Annotated in this window: 16 protein-coding genes; 10 read left to right on the top strand and 6 right to left on the bottom strand. The window is 43.2% G+C overall.

Translation table 11 applies throughout. From position 1 onward, the window contains the following. Positions 1–41 precede the first annotated feature (41 nt). Positions 42–803 (top strand): uroporphyrinogen-III C-methyltransferase, encoded by a 762-nt coding sequence (gene cobA, locus M2419_RS23270; protein WP_159729379.1) that lies wholly within the window; start codon positions 42–44, stop codon positions 801–803. 166 nt (positions 804–969) lie between these two features. Here the strand turns inward: cobA and M2419_RS23265 are convergent, their stop codons facing one another. Together M2419_RS23265 and M2419_RS23260 are read right to left on the bottom strand one after the other, a co-directional pair. Next, positions 970–1,719, bottom strand: coding sequence for a DeoR/GlpR family DNA-binding transcription regulator (locus tag M2419_RS23265; RefSeq protein ID WP_153846688.1), 750 nt, complete (start codon positions 1,717–1,719; stop codon positions 970–972). A gap of 4 nt (positions 1,720–1,723) precedes the next feature. Next, entirely contained in the window at positions 1,724–2,893 is a 1,170-nt protein-coding gene (locus tag M2419_RS23260) for an MFS transporter (RefSeq protein ID WP_153846687.1), read from the bottom strand. A gap of 75 nt (positions 2,894–2,968) precedes the next feature. Here M2419_RS23260 and M2419_RS23255 point away from each other — a divergent pair, with 75 nt between their 5' ends. After that, the gene (locus M2419_RS23255) at positions 2,969–3,358 is read left to right on the top strand and encodes a VOC family protein (protein WP_153846686.1); all 390 of its coding nucleotides are present in this window, start codon (positions 2,969–2,971) and stop codon (positions 3,356–3,358) included. A 96-nt stretch (positions 3,359–3,454) separates the two neighbouring features. Here the strand turns inward: M2419_RS23255 and M2419_RS23250 are convergent, their stop codons facing one another. From M2419_RS23250 to M2419_RS23240, 3 genes are all read right to left on the bottom strand, one after another. Beyond that, positions 3,455–4,054: a hypothetical protein gene (locus M2419_RS23250; protein ID WP_159729383.1), complete on the bottom strand. Its 600-nt coding sequence runs from the start codon at positions 4,052–4,054 to the stop codon at positions 3,455–3,457. A gap of 53 nt (positions 4,055–4,107) precedes the next feature. After that, positions 4,108–4,359 (bottom strand): FUSC family protein, encoded by a 252-nt coding sequence (locus tag M2419_RS23245; protein WP_153846684.1) that lies wholly within the window; start codon positions 4,357–4,359, stop codon positions 4,108–4,110. A 260-nt stretch (positions 4,360–4,619) separates the two neighbouring features. Further along, positions 4,620–5,009 carry a hypothetical protein gene (locus tag M2419_RS23240; RefSeq protein ID WP_259255711.1) on the bottom strand — a complete coding sequence of 130 codons (390 nt, stop codon included), beginning with the start codon at positions 5,007–5,009 and terminating at the stop codon, positions 4,620–4,622. A gap of 319 nt (positions 5,010–5,328) precedes the next feature. Between M2419_RS23240 and M2419_RS23235 the strand changes: the two genes are divergently transcribed. Then, the gene (locus tag M2419_RS23235; RefSeq protein ID WP_259255710.1) at positions 5,329–6,231 is read left to right on the top strand and encodes an energy transducer TonB; all 903 of its coding nucleotides are present in this window, start codon (positions 5,329–5,331) and stop codon (positions 6,229–6,231) included. Positions 6,232–6,237: 6 nt separating this feature from the next. Here the strand turns inward: M2419_RS23235 and M2419_RS23230 are convergent, their stop codons facing one another. Continuing rightward, complete coding sequence (locus M2419_RS23230; RefSeq protein ID WP_259255709.1) at positions 6,238–7,602, bottom strand: tetratricopeptide repeat protein; 1,365 nt, start codon at positions 7,600–7,602, stop codon at positions 6,238–6,240. A 519-nt stretch (positions 7,603–8,121) separates the two neighbouring features. Here M2419_RS23230 and M2419_RS23225 point away from each other — a divergent pair. From M2419_RS23225 to M2419_RS23195, 7 genes are all read left to right on the top strand, one after another. Further along, entirely contained in the window at positions 8,122–8,670 is a 549-nt protein-coding gene (locus M2419_RS23225; protein WP_159729390.1) for an RNA polymerase sigma-70 factor, read from the top strand. 84 nt (positions 8,671–8,754) lie between these two features. After that, on the top strand, positions 8,755–9,948 hold the full coding sequence (locus M2419_RS23220) for a FecR family protein (protein WP_159729392.1): 1,194 nt from the start codon (positions 8,755–8,757) through the stop codon (positions 9,946–9,948). 150 nt (positions 9,949–10,098) lie between these two features. Next, a complete protein-coding gene (locus M2419_RS23215) occupies positions 10,099–13,626 on the top strand; it encodes a SusC/RagA family TonB-linked outer membrane protein (protein WP_259255708.1) in 3,528 nt (1,175 codons plus the stop codon). Between the two features lie 11 nt (positions 13,627–13,637). Continuing rightward, positions 13,638–15,593 carry a RagB/SusD family nutrient uptake outer membrane protein gene (locus tag M2419_RS23210; protein WP_259255707.1) on the top strand — a complete coding sequence of 652 codons (1,956 nt, stop codon included), beginning with the start codon at positions 13,638–13,640 and terminating at the stop codon, positions 15,591–15,593. Between the two features lie 24 nt (positions 15,594–15,617). Next, entirely contained in the window at positions 15,618–15,971 is a 354-nt protein-coding gene (locus M2419_RS23205) for an Ig-like domain-containing protein (RefSeq protein WP_083663520.1), read from the top strand. A 273-nt stretch (positions 15,972–16,244) separates the two neighbouring features. Further along, positions 16,245–17,702, top strand: a complete 1,458-nt coding sequence (locus tag M2419_RS23200; RefSeq protein WP_259255706.1) for a hypothetical protein — start codon at positions 16,245–16,247, stop codon at positions 17,700–17,702. A gap of 17 nt (positions 17,703–17,719) precedes the next feature. Next, positions 17,720–19,117, top strand: a complete 1,398-nt coding sequence (locus tag M2419_RS23195; protein ID WP_310442585.1) for an alpha-L-fucosidase — start codon at positions 17,720–17,722, stop codon at positions 19,115–19,117.

Here is a 19,117-nt window from a genome sequence, read left to right as displayed (position 1 = left end):
AATAGATTTACATATAATTCAACAACAAAAACAACAATAACATGAAAAAATTAAGCACAACATCGTTATTTATTGTAGGATCTGGCCCTGGAGACCCCGAATTACTCACCCTGAAAGCATATAAAGCAATAGAAAATGCACAAGTGATCTTATATGACAACTTAATTAATAAAGAAATCCTTCAAATAGCAGATAAAAACTGTTTAAAACACTATGTCGGCAAGCATCCTTACGGAAAATACGTGCCCCAGGAAGAAATCAATAGGCTCATCCTTCACTATTGCGAAAGATACGAAAGAGTGGTACGGCTTAAAGGTGGCGATCCCTATCTTTTTGGGCGCGGCTTTGAAGAATGGCTTACCGTACAAAACAGATCAATTAACATGACCTACATTCCGGGCATCAGCAGCATGCAAGGCGCCGGCCTCAATGATATTCCGCTGACACATCGTGGTGTAAGTGAAGGCGTATGGGCATTAACAGGTATGAAAAAGGACGGATCCCTATCTGCCGATCTGGCCCTGGCAGTTCAGAGCAGATCTACTGTAGTCATCTATATGGGAATGCGTAAGCTCGATGAAATAGCACGCACCTATGTTTTGCACAGCAAAGGAGAAACAGCCGCAGCAATTATACAGCATGCGAGCTTGCCGCAACAAAGACAGGTGCGTTGCAAAGTCAAGGATCTCGTCAGAATAAGCAAGGAGCATCAGATAGGGCATCCTGCTATCATTATCATCGGCGACGTAGTGGATCTGCAGCAAACATTGACAGTTGCTGCCGAACAGCGGCGCATTATTTAGGATCGATTATAGCATTACTTGAAATATAAGTAAAGCCTATTATTATCCACTTTATTGCCGGACTAAAACAGACAAAGGTCATCAATACCTGCGAAGACTTTAATATTATTATTTGGAAGCTTTATATCATCTATCAAATCTCGTCAGATTTGTCGCTGTCAATTGGCTAGACAATCTGCAGGTCCATATTTCTAAAGAGATTCAATTCGGAATCATTTGAGTCCAGGTCGGTGATCAATGCCGTGAGCGAATCTATTGGACACACCCTAAACAGTTCACCTTGATAAAGCTTATTCTGGCTGGCTAAGGCTATTGTTTTCTTTGCACATTGAACCATCATCTTTTTGGTTTCTCCATCTGCAGCTGACGCCGCCGAAACACCGAGCTCAGGATCTACAGCACAAGTTCCCATGATAAAGATATCGGCATTATACTTAGCAACTTCCATACAGGTTGTGATGCCTGAAGTTACAGCCAGATCGGGTTCAAAATGACCACCCAAAAAAATAAGTTCCACATTTTTGAACTTCTCGAGCAGTGGCACGATGGAAAAATTATTTGTAACCATCCGAATCCGGATATCCAATGGCATAGCATTCACTACGGCCCGCGTCGTGGTGCCACCATCCACAAAAAGAGTCATGCCATCTTTCAGAAACGGCTGTACTTTTAATGCGATAATATCTTTTTCTTTGGTCAGAAACGATTGCCTATCCTGGAAAGTCAGTGGATCTTTTTCTCGCAGTATAGCACCACCTCTGGTCTTGGAAAGCAAGCCGTTCCGATAGAGAAGGTCTATATCGCGGCGGATGGTATCTTCCGATACCGCCAACAACACCGCCAGCTCTTCAAATTTCACCTTCCTCCGGACCGCTAATTCGCGGAGGATTATCTCAAAACGTTCTTCTTTTAACATGCTATTACTTCCTGATTTTATAGATAAGAGCTACCACTAGAAAAAGCAAAGCTATTGTTTCGAAAGCAATGATCAAAGAAAAATGCTGCGCAATAGCCCCCAAAAGCGCGGGGCCCGCCAGCTGACCGGCATAACCCATTGTTGAAATAACCGGAATGGCTACCGTCGGCGAAAGTCCTTCAATCCGTCCCCCCTCGCTAAAAAATACAGGGACAATATTGGCGGCTCCCAGTCCCAAAAGGACAAATCCAATGAGCGTTAGCGATAACCAAGGACTACACACGACGATCAAAATGCCCAACGAAGCCAACAAGCTACCACCTATCACCACAACCTTACTATTCAGTTTACTTACTAATCGGTCTCCCTGCAATCTCATGACCGCCATCGCAACGGAGAATGCCGCATATCCAATTCCCGTAAACTCAGGAGATACCCCTTTGTGATCCCGCAAGAAAATCGCACTCCAGTCCAACATCGCTCCCTCAGACAAAAAGGCAATGAAACACATCAGCCCAAGTATCAGCACACTCCACCTAAACCATTGAAATCCTTTTTTTGAGACCTGAGTTTCATCAATAGGAGAAAACTGGACAATGATTTCTTTTTCCTTTTGGTAGCTCAGCAACTTTCGATATTGTAAGATCAGTAGCAGTATTAAAAGAATGGCTATGGTAACTGCTGCATAAATAGGAACTAACCCCATCTTTATCAGAAAACCCAAGCCGATCGATCCAAATAGCCCTCCAACACTGAACAGTCCATGTAAAGATGACATTATCGGTTTACCTATTGCATTTTGAACCTGCACACCATGTGCATTCATGGCCACATCTATACCACCTATACTGCAGCCAAATATAAAAAGAACACAGGCCATCAAATAGCTATTGGTTACCATCAACAGTACAGGGAGCACTACGGCAGCTATCAAACCTGAAATCAAAATCACTTGTCTGCTCCCAACTTTCCCGATGAAAAACCCGGAAAGCGGCATCGTTAATAGCGCGCCACCTCCCAAGCACAGCAGTAAAAGCCCCAGTTCTCCGTCATTCAGACCAAGACGGTCCTTGGCAAAAGGTACCATCGGTGCCCAGCTTGATAACGCGAGGCCACATACCAAAAACATGACCTGTGTCGCTACCTTAGCCTTTAATATCGATTCGTTCAACATATCTGATAATTTTTATATTGCAATATTATGCAAATTTGCACAATATTGCAATATAATTAAACAAAAAGATTTGACATGCGAATAGAACACCTCGCCCTATGGGTCGATGATCTTGAGAAAACACGTGCTTTTTATGCCAAATACTTTGGTACTGTAAGCGGAGAAAAGTACCATAACCCGAAGAAGGGGTTTTCATCCTACTTCCTTAAATTCCGCGAATCCGGCGCACGTTTGGAGATTATGAATCGTATTGATATTACTACTGCCGCGGCTGATAGGAGCCTCAACAAAGGCTATACCCATCTGGCCATTAGCGTCGGTGGAAAGGATGCTGTCGATAAGTTGACCGAGCAATTACGGTCGGATGGTTATATCGTCGAAAGCGAGCCCCGTACTACGGGGGATGGTTATTATGAAAGTGTCGTGCTTGATCCGGAGGGAAATCCGATAGAAATTGTAGCTTAAACAGTTCAAAAAAGTAAAGCATCCCGAACACTATCGGGATGCTTTACCTTATTCTGCATGAAAAGTAAGCCTAAAAGGCTCTAATAAGGGCTTCCATTAGGATTTTCTTATGACAGGATCGATCCAGTAATAGTCATGGTTGGTATGAGCGAAAAACTCCATCGGCGTAACATGGCAATCAATGGTATCACTGAGCCCGTCGTCGGTATAAGTGACCACATCTTCGGATGGCATCACCATCCCGCTCATAATGGATCCATAGTCCAAGCAGTGAAGATCAGATATCAGCACATTGATTGTGTGGGCCAGCGTCCATTTTTCCATTTCTTCCTTGCTAACACGTTTCACACGCTCGGCCAAAAACCGTGCTTCTTCCAGCTCTTTTTCGACACTGTCCGGAAAAAAAAGCAACAGGAAGGCTTCATACTTATCAAATTCTTTATTTCGGATTGCATCATTTCGCAGAAACAGCTTCTCGCCCATCTGTCCGTACTGATTAGCGTATTTTTTCAGTTCCATTTCTGCAAGTTCCCTATCCGACCATTGCTGCAACTCAGAAAGCGCATATACATCGGTACCATGGCCATCACACTGATTGAGATACGACCAGATATCGCCCTGTACAACTTTGGGCTTCCTGTGCTCAAGCACATTGTAACCTTGCGCTACCCATGCTTCTATTTGTTCCCTTCTCATCTTAAACTGTTTTTTAAAATAAACAACAGCGCAGCTGCAATGGTTTTCTTTTTCTATTTCAGATTTCGGGCTTTCAGCTCCGCATCCAGTGCTTTCTCATTTTTTCCAAAATATTTAAAGAACAAAATGGCCAATATTAATGGGAAAATTGTAGGCCAGGTTAAACCGGCTACGAATATACTGTAGGCAGCGATCCCCAAACAAAAGCCAATAATCGATGCATTGATTATTTTCGTGGGTTTAGCTTTCTTTTTGAGAACCAACAGCTCTTCGTTGCTCAGTTCATTTAATTTCTTTTCTTCCATCTGGTCTGTACTTTTATAGGTTAGTTATTTTATATGTTTGATGCGAATATAATTATTTAAATGGGCAATAAAAAAACAGAAAAGATTGGAAATTAGCAAAAGAATAGCGCAAAAAAATAAAAAAGGTCGGATGAAAATGGAACACCCGACCTTTTAACTAAGTTACTCCTTACATGGATACCTATAGGACAACAGCCGCAGGCAGATGGTTTGTTTTTTACAATTTTGTATCAACTTCTGTTCAACCAGCCTTCACCCAATCAGCTCTTGCATGTACTTTTCAAAGCCCATGCAACCAATATAGGCTGAAAAAATAAACGGGCAAGCCGCTTTCCATCCGTATCCAATCCAAAGCCGTCGCGATGGTCTTTATATTGGGCAATATTTCCGGGAAACACGGCTGTAAAAAACGCTGCTGCGATTTTTCCGACTTTCGATCGCTGTTTAGCAGGCGCGAAAATCAGTGCAGCACCCAAAGCAATTTCCGCAAAACCTGAATATACAACAGTATCATCTTTGGAGATCGGAACCCAGTCCGGCACCTGAGCCTGAAATTCCTTTCGGGCAAAGGTCAGATGTCCAATACCGGCTACAACCAAAAAGGCTCCTAATCCAACCCGTGCAATCTTCTGCATATGTGATTTATCCATAGCCTTTTTAATTTAAGTACATCATTCGATGTAAAATTGTTTGGTCATTCTGTAGATTACCCAGCTTGATAACTCGCGATCTTTTTCTTATCAGCGATTGCCCCCTATTATTGACCAATCGAAGCTCCAATTGGGATTGATACGAAAAGTTGTTCATCTAACAATGAAACAATATTATTTCACTTAAAAAATATATATTTGATTAAATAAAACTAATCCTATGCAATATTATTCCTTATATATATATAAATACATTATTTTTTTCCTTTTTACAGGCCTTGTGATTCATGCAAAAGCACAAGAAACAATTGTCACTTATATGAAGAAAAATCGTGGTATTACTGCTATAAAAGATTCAGCCGCTTACACGAATATTATTCGGTTAACAGCAAATGAATTGGGGCTTTACGAAGTAAACGATTACTATCCAAATGGCAATTTAAAAAGACATGGATGGACAAAAGTAGCTGACCCACGAAGATTATATCTGGAAGGCATTATTGAAAGTTATCACAACAATGGCAACCTAGCGGTATCAGCCGGATATAAAGACAATAAATTGAGCGATACGTTAAAAAGATACCACGAAACTGGTCTTTTAAAAGAAATTAGATTTTTCTCCAGTTCTGAAGCCAGTCCCAACGAATTTCTTTTTCAGGACCAGCATAGCCGACTAATCTATTATGCGGATTCAACAGGCCGCCAACAGATTGTTAATGGAAACGGCAAGTTTGAATTTAAGGACAGCATAAATAGTGAAAAAGGCCAATATATCGATGGTTTACGTCAAGGACATTGGGAGGGTACTCTAAAAAAGGGTAAAAATAAGTTTGAGGAATGGTACGAAAAAGGCATATTAAGCAAAGGAACCAGCACAGATAGTATGGGCAATGTGCATCCCTATACGCAGCGGGATGTCCAACCGGAATACCCTGGCGGGATAAAAAACCTCATGATCTTTATTGCCCAGAATTATAAATATCCCAAAGAAGCTTTAAATGCAAAAGTATCAGGACAACTTCTCATCAGTTTTGTCATTGAAAAAAATGGTCTGGCAAATGAATTTGAAGTGATTAATGACCTCGGCTATGGAACAGCAGCAAGTGGTATAGCAGTACTAAAGAAAGCCGAAAAATGGACTCCGGGTTATCAGTATGGCATGCCTGTGCGCGTGCAGTTTACCATTCCAATCCGTTTACATACAGGTCCCGCTCCAAATTAGCCCTGATCATAATAGTCTGGACTGCATCCGCTTCAATACGTCCTTCATTTTTTCCTGATAGAGCTTATTTGACTTCGATAATTTCACAGCTCTCTGTTGTTCTTCTTCTGCCTGCGCATAAAAGCCAACCCGATACAACAATAAAGCCATCGTATAACGGAATGCGGGCACATCAGGTTTGAGATCTATCGTTTTCTTTTGCCAACGGATCGCATCAAATATAACTTCCGGGTTATTCTTTTCAAAAGCCAGGATCTGTTGCGCACCGTAATTTAAATTAGTTGCCTGGTCATCCTGATAATATTTACGCCCTTTACCCACTAGGGATTTGAATTCTGCGTTTTGCGCACTGTCCAATAAAAGACAGTTTCGTGTAAACTGGATCTGCCGATCTTGCGCAAAATCTATTCGGGACAATGAATCAGGATCAACCCGATAAAATGATTGATCGTAATAGTTCCGCGCCATCTGGATGTAAGAAAGGCTATCTTTCATAAGCCGCTTATACTCCAAGGGATGAAAAGCTTGCGCATTAGATGCACGCAAATAATTAGGCGTCCATGTCGTATAGGCAAAATAACCAACTTCTTGGGCCAAAGAAAAGTTTTTCTTGTCGAGCGATTCCCGAAATGTCCGCTGTATAATCCTGTTGTTTATCTTTTTACGAACTGGCAATGGCAAAGAGGAATAGAGGCTATCCACCATTTTGTTATTGGTACGCGCCAGTAAATAAGATTTACTATTATATACAGGGCCACAGCTCAATAAAAATATAACTGTCTCAAAATTATTCAATTGCTCTATCGTCAGCTGCGCAATATAGTCACTCAATAGCTGCTGGTCTGTATATTGATCAAATGTCTGATTGTAGCGAAGTATTTTGCTCAACAAGGACTGTTGACGCATCCCCTTTCGATATTCTGCTATAAGCTTACCGAGAGTTTCAGCTTTTGCAAGCGTATTTGCCGAGTCTATGAGTCTTTCCAGCTCATCTCCCCCATCAACCGCCTTGTCTATTCGTAAAATAGGAATCCCATCTTTATCAGTAACAAGGTACATCGGTTTGTTCAAATAGAAAGCCCGTTGCAACGGATGGTCAAATTCATCCCGATCCACCTGAACGATTCCCGACACAAACTGCGTACTGAGCATATCTTTTGCTTTTTTTGAAACAGAGCCTCTAAAAGGAATAAACTGATCGTCCCGTTGATGGACCACCAAGAACATCGGCTTATTTTCCTTTGCCGCACGCTCCAGCAGCTGTAAATAATCTTCTTTTTGCGGAAATCTCTGCTGCTGTGCTATTGCAGGGTAAACAAACACCCAACACAAAAATATGAATACAGCAGATTGTAACTTGAAATGATTCATTATCTATGAAAATTAACTAGCAATAACTTATGATATAATTTATAGAATTGGATAAAAGTTTCAATTCTTCTATTCAAGAGACATCGAATTTGGAGGCCAAGCGAACAATTAAATAGCAAAAATGAATGTATAAAGCTAATAAAATACAGGCAAAAAACCACAACGAATTTAACTCTATACATAAAAAATTAATAAAAAAAAGAAAGCTCTGCAATAGCACTCCCCGTAAGCCACTAGACAAATACCGATAAAAAAAGCTTTGATAGCTAAAAGGCGGCCGATCTACGAAGAGCAGGCCGCTTTTTCAGATAGACAAAGGGTACTTTACCACATCATGGCTCTTCCCTATGGAACAGATCGATGTCGGCAACAGAACAGTAGCGGGTACTCAAACGTTTTCGAAGAAATATAAGAACAGCTGCCTTTCTCAAATCCAAAACCTGAGCATATTTCCCTATATTTATACCCGTGCTCCCAGAGCTCCTGTTATGTCAATTTCTTTATACATCATCAAACAAGGTGGAAAATTTGCAGATAGCTTTACCTTACGATATTGAATCTCTTTTTCAGCAATACTACCGACAGCTTTGTCTCTTTGCAAACAATATCCTACACGACGAAGCTTTGGCTGAAGATGTTGTTCAGAGCTTTTTCGCAGGGCTCTGCGAGGGACGCAATATCTTGCCTGAGGAAGAACATGCACGCAAAAGCTACCTCTTCGTTTCCGTCCGAAATAATTGCCTCAAACACATCCGCAGTGAAAAAATAAAAAGTAAATACGTCGATCAGCTTGACAAAGATATGATCGAAGAGCAGACAGTCATGGATGCCATGATACAGGCCGAAGTCATAGACCAGCTCATGGAAGCCATTCATCAACTTCCTCAGGGCTGCAGACAGGTATTGCATATGGCCATCTTCGACAAACTCTCAAACGAAGAAATTGCGGGCAACCTGACCATCTCCATCAACACCGTCAAAAGTCAGAAAAAAAGAGCGATACAGCTTCTCAGATCACGTTTAGATGCACGAGCACTCCTCCTCTTGTTATTTTTAATAACTGAATAACAAGCATTTATAATTTTTATTTTTTTTCCTTCCATCCTTTTGCGCCCCCCGTGGCTCTTCTCTTTATACAGCCAATTGAACAACATGATGGATCACCAATTTATACTCGTAGATTTCTTAGTCAAGCACTTTAGCGGGACATTGAGTCAAGCAGATATGCAGGCTCTCCAAAAAATCTTTGAAGATGATCCGACCCTACGCGAACGATGGGAACGATATACCAGTCGGGGGCTCAGATCTAGCGATGCAGAGTTCTGGGATAGACTGGACCTGGATCAGGCTAGAGCGAAGATACTAAACTATACGTCGGCCAAACCAGCAAAACGACCATTACATACCCGCGGCATGCGCCGACTAAAGATCTATGCAGGTCTTGCTGCCAGCCTACTCATCTTTTTAGGTGTCGCATGGTTTCTAAACTCTGCTCCTCAGGACAAACAAATTGTCGCCGATCAAGTCTATCGGTATAACAACGATGTATTACCCGGCGGGCAGAAAGCCACGCTTACCCTCTCCAATGGTAAAACTATTGCGCTCTCTGACGAGCAGACGACTATAGAGGAAACGCATGGCGAACAGCTTCAGATCGTAGATGGCCAGTTGCATTACAAACCAAACAGCGGACAGGCCGAACTTGCAAGCCTAAAGAACACATTAAAAGTACCCGAATCGGGCTTCTATCGCATGGTCCTGCCCGATGGCACCAAAGTCTGGATCAATTCAGCTTCCGAGCTGAGCTATCCTTTGGCCTTTGGTAAATCGACCCGCAATGTGGAACTACGGGGCGAAGCCTACTTTGAAGTGGCCCACGAAAAAAATCGGCCCTTCATCGTCAGCACGACACACGGTGATATTAAAGTACTGGGGACCGCCTTTAATCTGACGGCCTACAGCAATGTGGCCTCCAATGTCACATTAATCAATGGAAGTATCCAGCTGACCAATAAAAATAATACGACCAAACAAATCGTACCTGGACAGAAAGTCGAATTCGACGGCAGCGTCATGCGCGTCTCTCAGGCAAATATTGAAAAGGAAACCGCCTGGCAACATGGCTATTTCTATTTCGAACACGACCAGATTCAGGACATTATGGAACAGCTGGCACGCTGGTATGATATCCAAGTTATCTACAAAGGACCAATCAGTAAGAAAAAGTTTGGCGGGAGCATGAGCCGAAGTGTAAGCCTCGCCGAAGCCTTAGAACTCATTAAACGCGGGGCCGGCCTTGAATTTGAAATTGACAGAAAAACCGTTACCGTAAAGAACAAAAACTAAAAAGATAAACCAATTTTTAAAAACCAAAGGAGGACCAAAGATGATTTAAATATTTACCTACTCCAACAAACATTGCTATTACTCTATTCGGCAGTGCTTGAATAACATCTATATGTGAATTAAACAAAAACCAACCCTATTACTGAAAATATGAATTACTTTATCAAATGTAAAGATTACCTATTCGGGAACCGAATGGCTGAACCTAGCTTTGCACCTCTCTTTTCCAAAAAGGTGAAAGCCACCCTTTTCCTGGGTTTACTATTTACCTATGGTGTCTACGGTAAAACCGAAGCCCAACAGGTTACCCTGCATATCAATAAAGGAAATCTAAAATCGGTCTTTACAGAAATCAAAAAACAGACCGGATATCATTTCTTTTATGACGAAAGTCTCTTTAATGATCTCAAGCAGGTAAATGTAGACGTCTCCAACCAAAAACTGGAAAACGTTCTCAAAAAGCTTTCAGACGAGTTGCCCCTGCAGTTTGAAATGCACAAAAACCATATTATTGTATTGTCAAGTGCGCCAAAGAGTATGCCTCAAACGCTGCAACAGCAATATACCATCAAAGGGCAATTGGTAGCAAAAAAAGATGGCAAGCCCATCGAAAACGCAACGATCAGCATCAACGGCGGCAACAGCAGAACATCTTCTGATAGTAAAGGAAACTTTTCCCTGCAAACAGTTCAGGCGGAAGGTACGCTGACCATTTCGCACCTTTCCTTCAAACCACAGACTGTGCGGTTTAACAGTGCAACAGCCAGTGCTTTGACAATAGCATTGGAGGAGAATGACAGTGCATTGGAGGAAGTTGTTGTTGTCGGATTCGGCACACAGAAGAAAGTCAACTTAACAGGAGCCATTTCACATGTTGGCAAAGAGGCCTTTGAAAATCGACCGGTAGCCAATATCGGGCAGGCTTTACAGGGTCTTGTTCCCAATCTAAACATCACCTTCGGAAATGGTTCTCCAAACAGCACACCTGGGTTTAACTTACGGGGTGGTACCTCCATGAATTACAATGGCAATACAGGAGTATTCGAATCCGTAAACGGAGACCCTTTGGTGATTATAGACGGCGTAGAGAGTTCTACCGGTGCCTTGAATCAGCTCAACCCGAATGATATCATGGACATGTCTTTTATCAAAGATGCATCTGCTGCCGCAATTTATGGTACAAAAGCAGCCTATGGGGTAATACTGGTACGTACCAAACGAGGTGAATTCAATCAGAAAGGCAAGATCGCCTACAACTTCGACTCCAACTTTGATACGCCCTCTGGACTACCTGATATCCTTAACGCGTATGAGATCCAAAAATCAGGCATGGACAGGACATTATGGACCAACGGCAAACCAGGTACTTCCGATGAAAAAAAGCTGGAGATGATCCAAAAGTACATGGACAATCCCACTCCCGAAAATGCATGGTATCAGGAAGGGAACAGCATTATTTGGGTAGCTAACGTTAACCCATTTGAGGAAGCCGTCAAAAAATGGACGCCGATGCAAAAACATACGCTCAACCTCAGTGGTGGAGCCGAGTCCATTAACTATTATATTTCGGGTGGTATGCAGAATCAATCGGGTATGTACAAGATCAATACCGATAAACTGAAACGCTATAACGCCCTGATGAATATCAACGCCAAAGTGAATAACTGGTTCAGCGTTTTTGGAAAAATAGGTTTCGACCAAACAAATTTCAATAGCCCCTATATCGTTGGGGGCAAAGGCAGCATCTGGTCGGCTATGATGGGTGAGACGAACAAAAACATCAATATGCCTATCCAAACCGGCCCCAATGATCCGCTCCCCAATACCTATACAGACAATATTCTTGCCTGGCTGAGCTATGGGGCAAACAACCAGTCCATGGACAGAAGAGTATCCTTGTTGATTTCGCCGGAATTTACCTTGATACCGAATGCGCTGAAATTAAAGGCAGACCTCAGTTATCAGCCCCAGTCTTATAGTTTGAGCCGATACAGCCCCAAATTCAACCAAGTCGTAGACTCTTGGCAGTATACCTCTCAACAGGCCGAAGCGGCTGAAAACAGAGCGTATTTTGACAATAATAACACCAACAAATATCTGGTCAACATCTATGCTGATTATAAGAAAACCTGGGCAGAGAAGCATAATTTCGCTACTGTAGTCGGCTACAATCAGGAGCAGACAAAATATAATCAGATCACGAACACATTCAGAAAGTTGATCTCGCCAGATATACAAAACCCTGATGCCGCTGAGGACCCATCTCTGCATACGGTCTCCCGAAATGCCTACACGCTTGCGGGACGAGCACTATTTGGGCGTGTCAGTTACAACTTTGCAGAAAAGTACTTTGTTGAGAGCAATCTCCGCTATGATGGAAGTGCAAAGTTTACGGAAAAAGACCGATTTGTCACTTTTCCATCCTTTTCTGCCGGTTGGCGCATATCGCAGGAGAATTTTATGGCCGGAACTAAGAGCTGGCTCAACGAACTCAAATTGCGTGGAAGCTGGGGGAAATTAGGAAATCAGCCTTCATCCATCTATCCCTATCAAGCAACCATGAATACCGGCAAAGCGCCTTACTTAATCAACGGGCAGCAAATAGTCTATATCGATCCTCCGGGACTCGTATCCCCATACCTTACATTTGAGAAAGCCAGAACATGGAACGTCGGTTTTGATGGAACATTTCTCAAAAACAGGCTCGATGTAACATTTGAATATTACAATAGAAAGACCACCGATATCCTGACCGATGGCAGTGCCTCGTTTCCAACCACTTTGGGAACCGCTGCGCCACTGGAAAACTCAGGTATACTCGAAACCAAAGGATTTGAACTTTCTTTCCTTTGGAAGCAAACGATCAATGCGGACCTCCGCTACCGTGTAGGCCTCAACCTATCCGACTACCTCACCAAAGTACAGCATTACGCTGCCAACACCAGCATGATGATCACCAACTCTTCGGGCAGGGAGGTGATGTATGATGGTAAAACGATCGGCGAAATATGGGGTTACCGTACCGGTGGTATACTACAGGAAAGTGATTTCGCAGGTCGCAATCCAAGCAATGGCAACTGGATCTACAACGGAGCGTACCAGGGCACGTTATATCCAGGTTATATCTGGTACCAGGATCTTGGCGGACCGGAGGGAATTCCTGATGGAAAGATAGATGCCGGACTGAACACCTTGGCAAATCCAGGCGACCGTGTCGTTATTGGAAACTCTACACCACGTTATCGATTTGGTATCACTGGAAATGTCCAATATAAACATTTCGATCTCGACTTTTTGTTCCAAGGTGTGCTGAAACGTGATATCTGGGCCGGGCTATCTTCTTACTGGGGCGGAGGAGCAGGCTCAAAATGGATGTATGAGAGATCTTGGACACCAGACCGCACAGACGCTGAATTTCCAATGTACGGTTCTTCGGTCAATGTCCAGGACAGATACTTGATCAATGGCGCTTATCTGAGACTTAAACAGGCGGTATTGGGCTATACCCTACCGCAGGAGATGACCAAACGATTTGGTGTGGAGCGCCTGCGTTTCACGCTTGCCGGTTACAACATTTTTGAGCTCACAAAAATACCTACAATTTTTGACGTCGACCAGATATCTGCAGACTATCCACAAAAGAGATCAATTGCTTTTGGTGCCCAAATTGTTTTCTAACTAATACTACTATGAAAAAAAATATATCCAGATTAATCGTCATTGCCGCAGCATCCTCCTTATTGCTGACACAATCTTGTAACGATAAATTTTTACAGCTAAGTCCCGAGACCGATCTATCGAAGGACAACTCCTTACATACCGAAACGGAGTTGACATTATACCTCAATAATCTCTATAACCGCTATATTCTAGGACACGGTTCGGGCTGGGCTGATGCTAAAGTAAACCCCAATGTTGTCGGCGGCAGCCATTTATTGGCATCCGACTTTATGACCGACAATATGGTCCGCTACGGCAATATCAGCAGTATGATGGACAACACCTTTATTCCACCAAATGCTGGTACGTCGGTCGACTGGACTTGGGAAAACCTACGCTCAGTCAATTATTTCCTCAAAAACTACAGCAATGCTTTGCCCGCCGTCAACAATGACATCAGCAGACTGAACAAATATGTGGGCGAGGCCTATTTCTTTAAGTCGATGGATTACTACCGCAAGCTTATGCTTTTTGGAGATGTGCCCTGGTTTTCAAGCGACCTCAATATCGACAGCAAGGACCTTTACAAACCTCGGGATAAGCGAACAGTGGTTGCTGATTCTTTAATGAAGACAATCGATCTTGCTATTGCAGGTCTTGCAGGCATTACTGGCCGTCCAGACGGACGTATCAATCAGGATATGGCCTTGTTTTTAAAAGCGAGAATTGGCCTTTTCGAAGGCTCCTTTAGGACCTACCATAACGAGTTGTCTCTACAAAGCACAGCAAAACCTTTTTTGGAGGCAGCTGTGGATGCTTGCGAAAAAATCATCGCCTCAGGTCGCTATCAATTGTATGCTACGGGTGAAACTCCTTACTGGAAATTGTTTACATTCAAGAAAGATCCAAATTCCGACGGCAATAAAGAGGCTATCTTAGCCCGCGTTTATGATGGCACTGTTGTCGGTCACGCAACGCAGCGTTATTGGGATCAGAACAACAGTATTTCGGGCGGAAGACCTGCTGGAGGTGCAACACGGGGCCTGATCGATGAATATCTGTGTATTGACGGTAAACCGATCTATACGTCAGGATCCGCTGGCAGCTATACCGCCAACCCACTTTTCAAAGGTTACGACGGCCTATGGTCCGAACTCGAAAACCGGGATCCACGTCTGAAACAGACCATTAATTATCCCGGTGAAAATCGTTCCTTGTTTAATCGAACAGATGGGACGACCAGCCTCGAAAAAAATGGTATAACATATCCTCGGCTATCTTATAATGTCAGTGGTGGTACCACCGTAACCGGCTACTTACCTATTAAGCACTGGATGGGTGACCGTACCGAAAACGAAGCGACAACAAACGGACAACAAACGGCTATTGAATTCCGCTATGGAGAGGTATTGCTGATGTTAGCAGAAGCAAAAGCCATTTTAGGTACTTTGACGCAGAACGACCTAGATAGAACAATCAATCTATTGCGTCAACGCGCGGGATTTGACTTTGCGAAATATCCGAGCAGCAAACTCGAGCTTGGCAACCTCCCTGCCGATCCAAGGCTCGATGAGATTTATGCTGCAAAACTTGATTATTCCGTTAGCCCCATCATCCGTGAAATAAGAAGGGAACGTCGTATCGAGATGGTCCTGGAAGACCGTCGATATGAAGACTTGATGCGTTGGAAAGCCGGCAACCTGATGACAGTTCCGTTACGGGGTATGAAATTTACAGCAGAAAAAGGTAAACTCTACGACGGTACCCATACTGCCAAACCGGTTATTGCCCTAAAAGAAGAAGTCAATAAAGACATCTTTTTAGATAATAACGGATTTATCATCGCTTATCCGCGGAGTGCCAACATTGCTGATGGTGTCGCCTTATGGGCAGACTACCGCTACTATTGGCCGTTACCTTTATACGATCTCACTTTAGATGGTAATCATCTGGTTCAAAATCCGGGATGGCTGGGTGCAAAATAATACGTATTAAAAAGAAATAACATTATGAAAATTAAAGCATATATCTACCTGTCGATTAGCCTCCTATGTGTAACTATGGGGTTGAACGCATGCAAAAAGGACCTGGGGCCCATTAAAGACAATTTAACTGTTCGGGAAGCTGTACTTTCTGGAGGTTTCATGCAGATTCCTGTTAAAATCGGAACGCCGCTTCAGATCAATCTGGCAGTCAATCCGGGAAACCGCAGTGTCACTGAGGCGACCTATACCAGCAAACATCCAGAAATCGCAACATATAGCAATACAGGCTTGGTTACCGGTTTAACCGTCGGTAAGGATACCATCACCATACGATCTGGCGAACTCCATGTTTGGTATATTGTCAATGTAACCAAATAAAAGCGGACATATGAACAAGTCAAAAGAATAATGGTAAGAGATGACCATTTGTTAGTTTAGTGTTTAGTTTAGACTATCAGACAAACCCGTCTGGTAGTCTTCTTCTGACCAAATAACATTTATTCGCTTTACCGTTTTTCAATTTATAGAAACGGTTTACTTAGTTCCAAACCCCTGTAAAACAAACCCTATTTCTTACTATAGGCTTGTATTTTGAGTAGTTATAAGCCACCAATATACATTAACAATTATAAATTATTTACTTCAAAAATTATGACAAAACAAACAAAAAGATGGATGCAGATCATGAAAGGATTTGCATTGTCCACCGCGGTCCTCTCACTTTTTTTCGCCTGTTCAAAGCCATTGGTAGAGCAAAATGCAGCAGAAACTCAACGTTTAAAAGCGTCATCGAATGGTGCCATAGACACCACTCTTTCCAACCTTACCTTTGTGACTAATCCAGTAAATCTCAATATAATCATGTTTGTACCCACAGACAATCCAGCGTTGCCTAACTATAAAACACGGTTATCCCAGCTGTTTGTCCATTTCCAGGACTGGCTGCATAATGAGATGGGTCGCTATGGTTATAGCAGCTATCTGGGCCTGGCAAAAGATTCTGCAGGCCTAGTTAACATCATTGAAATCCCGGCCTCAGGAGCTCAAGCGGACTACCCCTACAGCTCGGCCGTATCCGCTGGTAAAATTATAAATGAGATCAATACCTACAGAGCTGCCCATCCAAGCCAATTTTCATCCAACAACCACTATTTGGTACTTTTGCCAGCAAGAACAGATGGCGATAACAGCCAACCATTCTATGGCTATGGAAAATACTGCTTTGCAGTGGATAATTCCTCCATGTCTGTCAATGGAATTCCAAACCCTAGTTCAAACTATCTCGGTGGCATGCTACATGAATTGGGTCATGGACTAAATTTGCCCCATAACCGCGCTAAATATGTCAGTGAAGAACCTACACTGGGTACATCATTGATGGGAAGCGGAAATGTGAGTTTTAGCAAGGGACAGCCTACATTTCTAACCGGCTCTGATGCAGCAATTCTCAACAGAAATGAAGTTTTTCAACCTGCAGTGGCAACAGCTAGCCCTTATCAGGCACCTACATATTCGGTACAACCTCAATTTGCCATTGATAACAGCCAGCAAAAAATCTTTATTACCGGAAATTATACGTCCAATTTGCCTGTGAGTGAGATATTGGTTTATATGGATCCCAATGTAAACAACGAAGGCACAGGAGCCAACAAAGATTACAATGCAGTCACCTGGAAATTTGCCCCCGTTTCCTCTGGAGTCATCCAAGGAACTATAGATCTGAATGAGCTTTACTACAAAGGCAATACACCTTACGAACTTAAGGTAAAATTATTATTGCAAAATGGCTACACAACTTCTAATGTTTACGAATTTAACTATGTCAATGATCTCATGACAACCAATCAAGATTCGGTGTATACCTATTCCAATGCGTCCTATGCCGGTGTGAAAGGAAGCTTTGGCAAAGGGCAGTATACTACTTCAGATTTATTGGCAAAAGGCGTGACAGACAATAGCATCTCTTCCATTAAAGTTGGCGCCAATGTTAAAGTAACTTTATACAACGGCAATAATTTTACAGGCGATAGCCTTGTCGTCACCTCTTCATCGACCTATCTCTCGACTTTTAACGATAAGGTTTCGTCCATGAAAGTACAAAACCGTTAGAAAACTTGGGAAATACGATGCATAAATTATTTTTAACAAACACAAGTAGATTACTGGCTCTGGTACTATCCTTCATGGCATTAAAAGTGTCGGGCCAGCCCGCTCCTTGGTTTACCGACAGTAAATTCGGTCTGTTTTTGCACTGGGGGCTCTATTCCCAGACTGCTGGCGACTGGAATGGACATCCCACCAAAGGCGGCGAGCATTTTATGCTCTACGAACGTATACCCGTCAAGACCTATGCAAAGATCGCCGATCAGTTTAATCCAACGGGCTTCGATGCCGACCACTGGGCACAGATGGCCCACGATGCCGGCATGAAATACCTAGTGATCACGGCCAAGCACCATGATGGGTTTGCGATGTATAACTCAGCCGTCAGCGACTATAACATCGTCAAGCGCACCCTCTGGGCAAAAGATCCGATGAAGGAGCTCGCCGTGGCCTGCAAGAAATACGGCCTCAAGCTCTGCTTCTATTATTCCCTTGGCCGCGACTGGGAAAACCCCGATGTGCCCACCAACTGGCCTGTTAAAGCTGGACGCAGCAATACCTGGGATTATCCCGACGAAGATGCCAAAGACCTCAACAAATACGTCGAAAACAAGGTCAAACCGCAGCTGCGCGAATTGCTGACACAGTATGGTCCTATCGGTATTATCTGGTTTGATACTCCCGAGCTGATCACCAAAAAACAAAGTCAGGAAATCAAAGATCTGATTCATTCCATTCAGCCCGACTGTATCATCAACAGCCGGATAGGAAATGGACTTGGCGATTATGCTGTTGTTGAGCAGTCGCTGGTTTCTACTGCACGGAAGAACTGGGAAGCCTGCATCACGATGAGTGAAAACTGGGGTTACAATAGACATGACACAAAATGGAAAAGCCCCGAGCTGCTGGTCCGCAACCTTATTGAAGTCGTGAGCAAGGGGGGCAACCTGCTGCTCAATGTAGGCCCCAAAGGCGATGGTACCTGGCCAGTCGAAAGCCAGGAAAACCTACATACTATAGGAAGCTGGATGAAAACCAATGGTGAAGCGATTTACGGCACAACGGTCTGGAGCGGAGTCAAACAAGCGCTGCATACCTTGCCGTCCGACAATAAAGCAACCGAAAAGGACAAAGCCGGCATGAAAGATGCCGTCAACGATGCGACGTCCAAGGAAATCGTATCAGACTACCGCTTTACGCAGAAAGGGAAAAGTGTTTATCTTTTTGTGCGTAGTCCGTCAACGGCTACGATCGACATCCCGGAGCTTGCAAAAAGTAGCCTCGACATCAAAAGTTTAGCGCTTCTCGGCAGTTCCTCAAAGGTGAAATGGGCACAAGGAAGAGATGGCCTACAGCTGTCTTTACCCACTGTCAATGCCCCAGAAATCCCGATTTACGTATACAAGATCGAAACGAAATAG

Source organism: Sphingobacterium sp. BIGb0116 (genome assembly GCF_024808035.1).
Taxonomy (GTDB): domain Bacteria; phylum Bacteroidota; class Bacteroidia; order Sphingobacteriales; family Sphingobacteriaceae; genus Sphingobacterium; species Sphingobacterium paramultivorum.
This window is presented reverse-complemented; position numbering and strand designations above follow the sequence as displayed.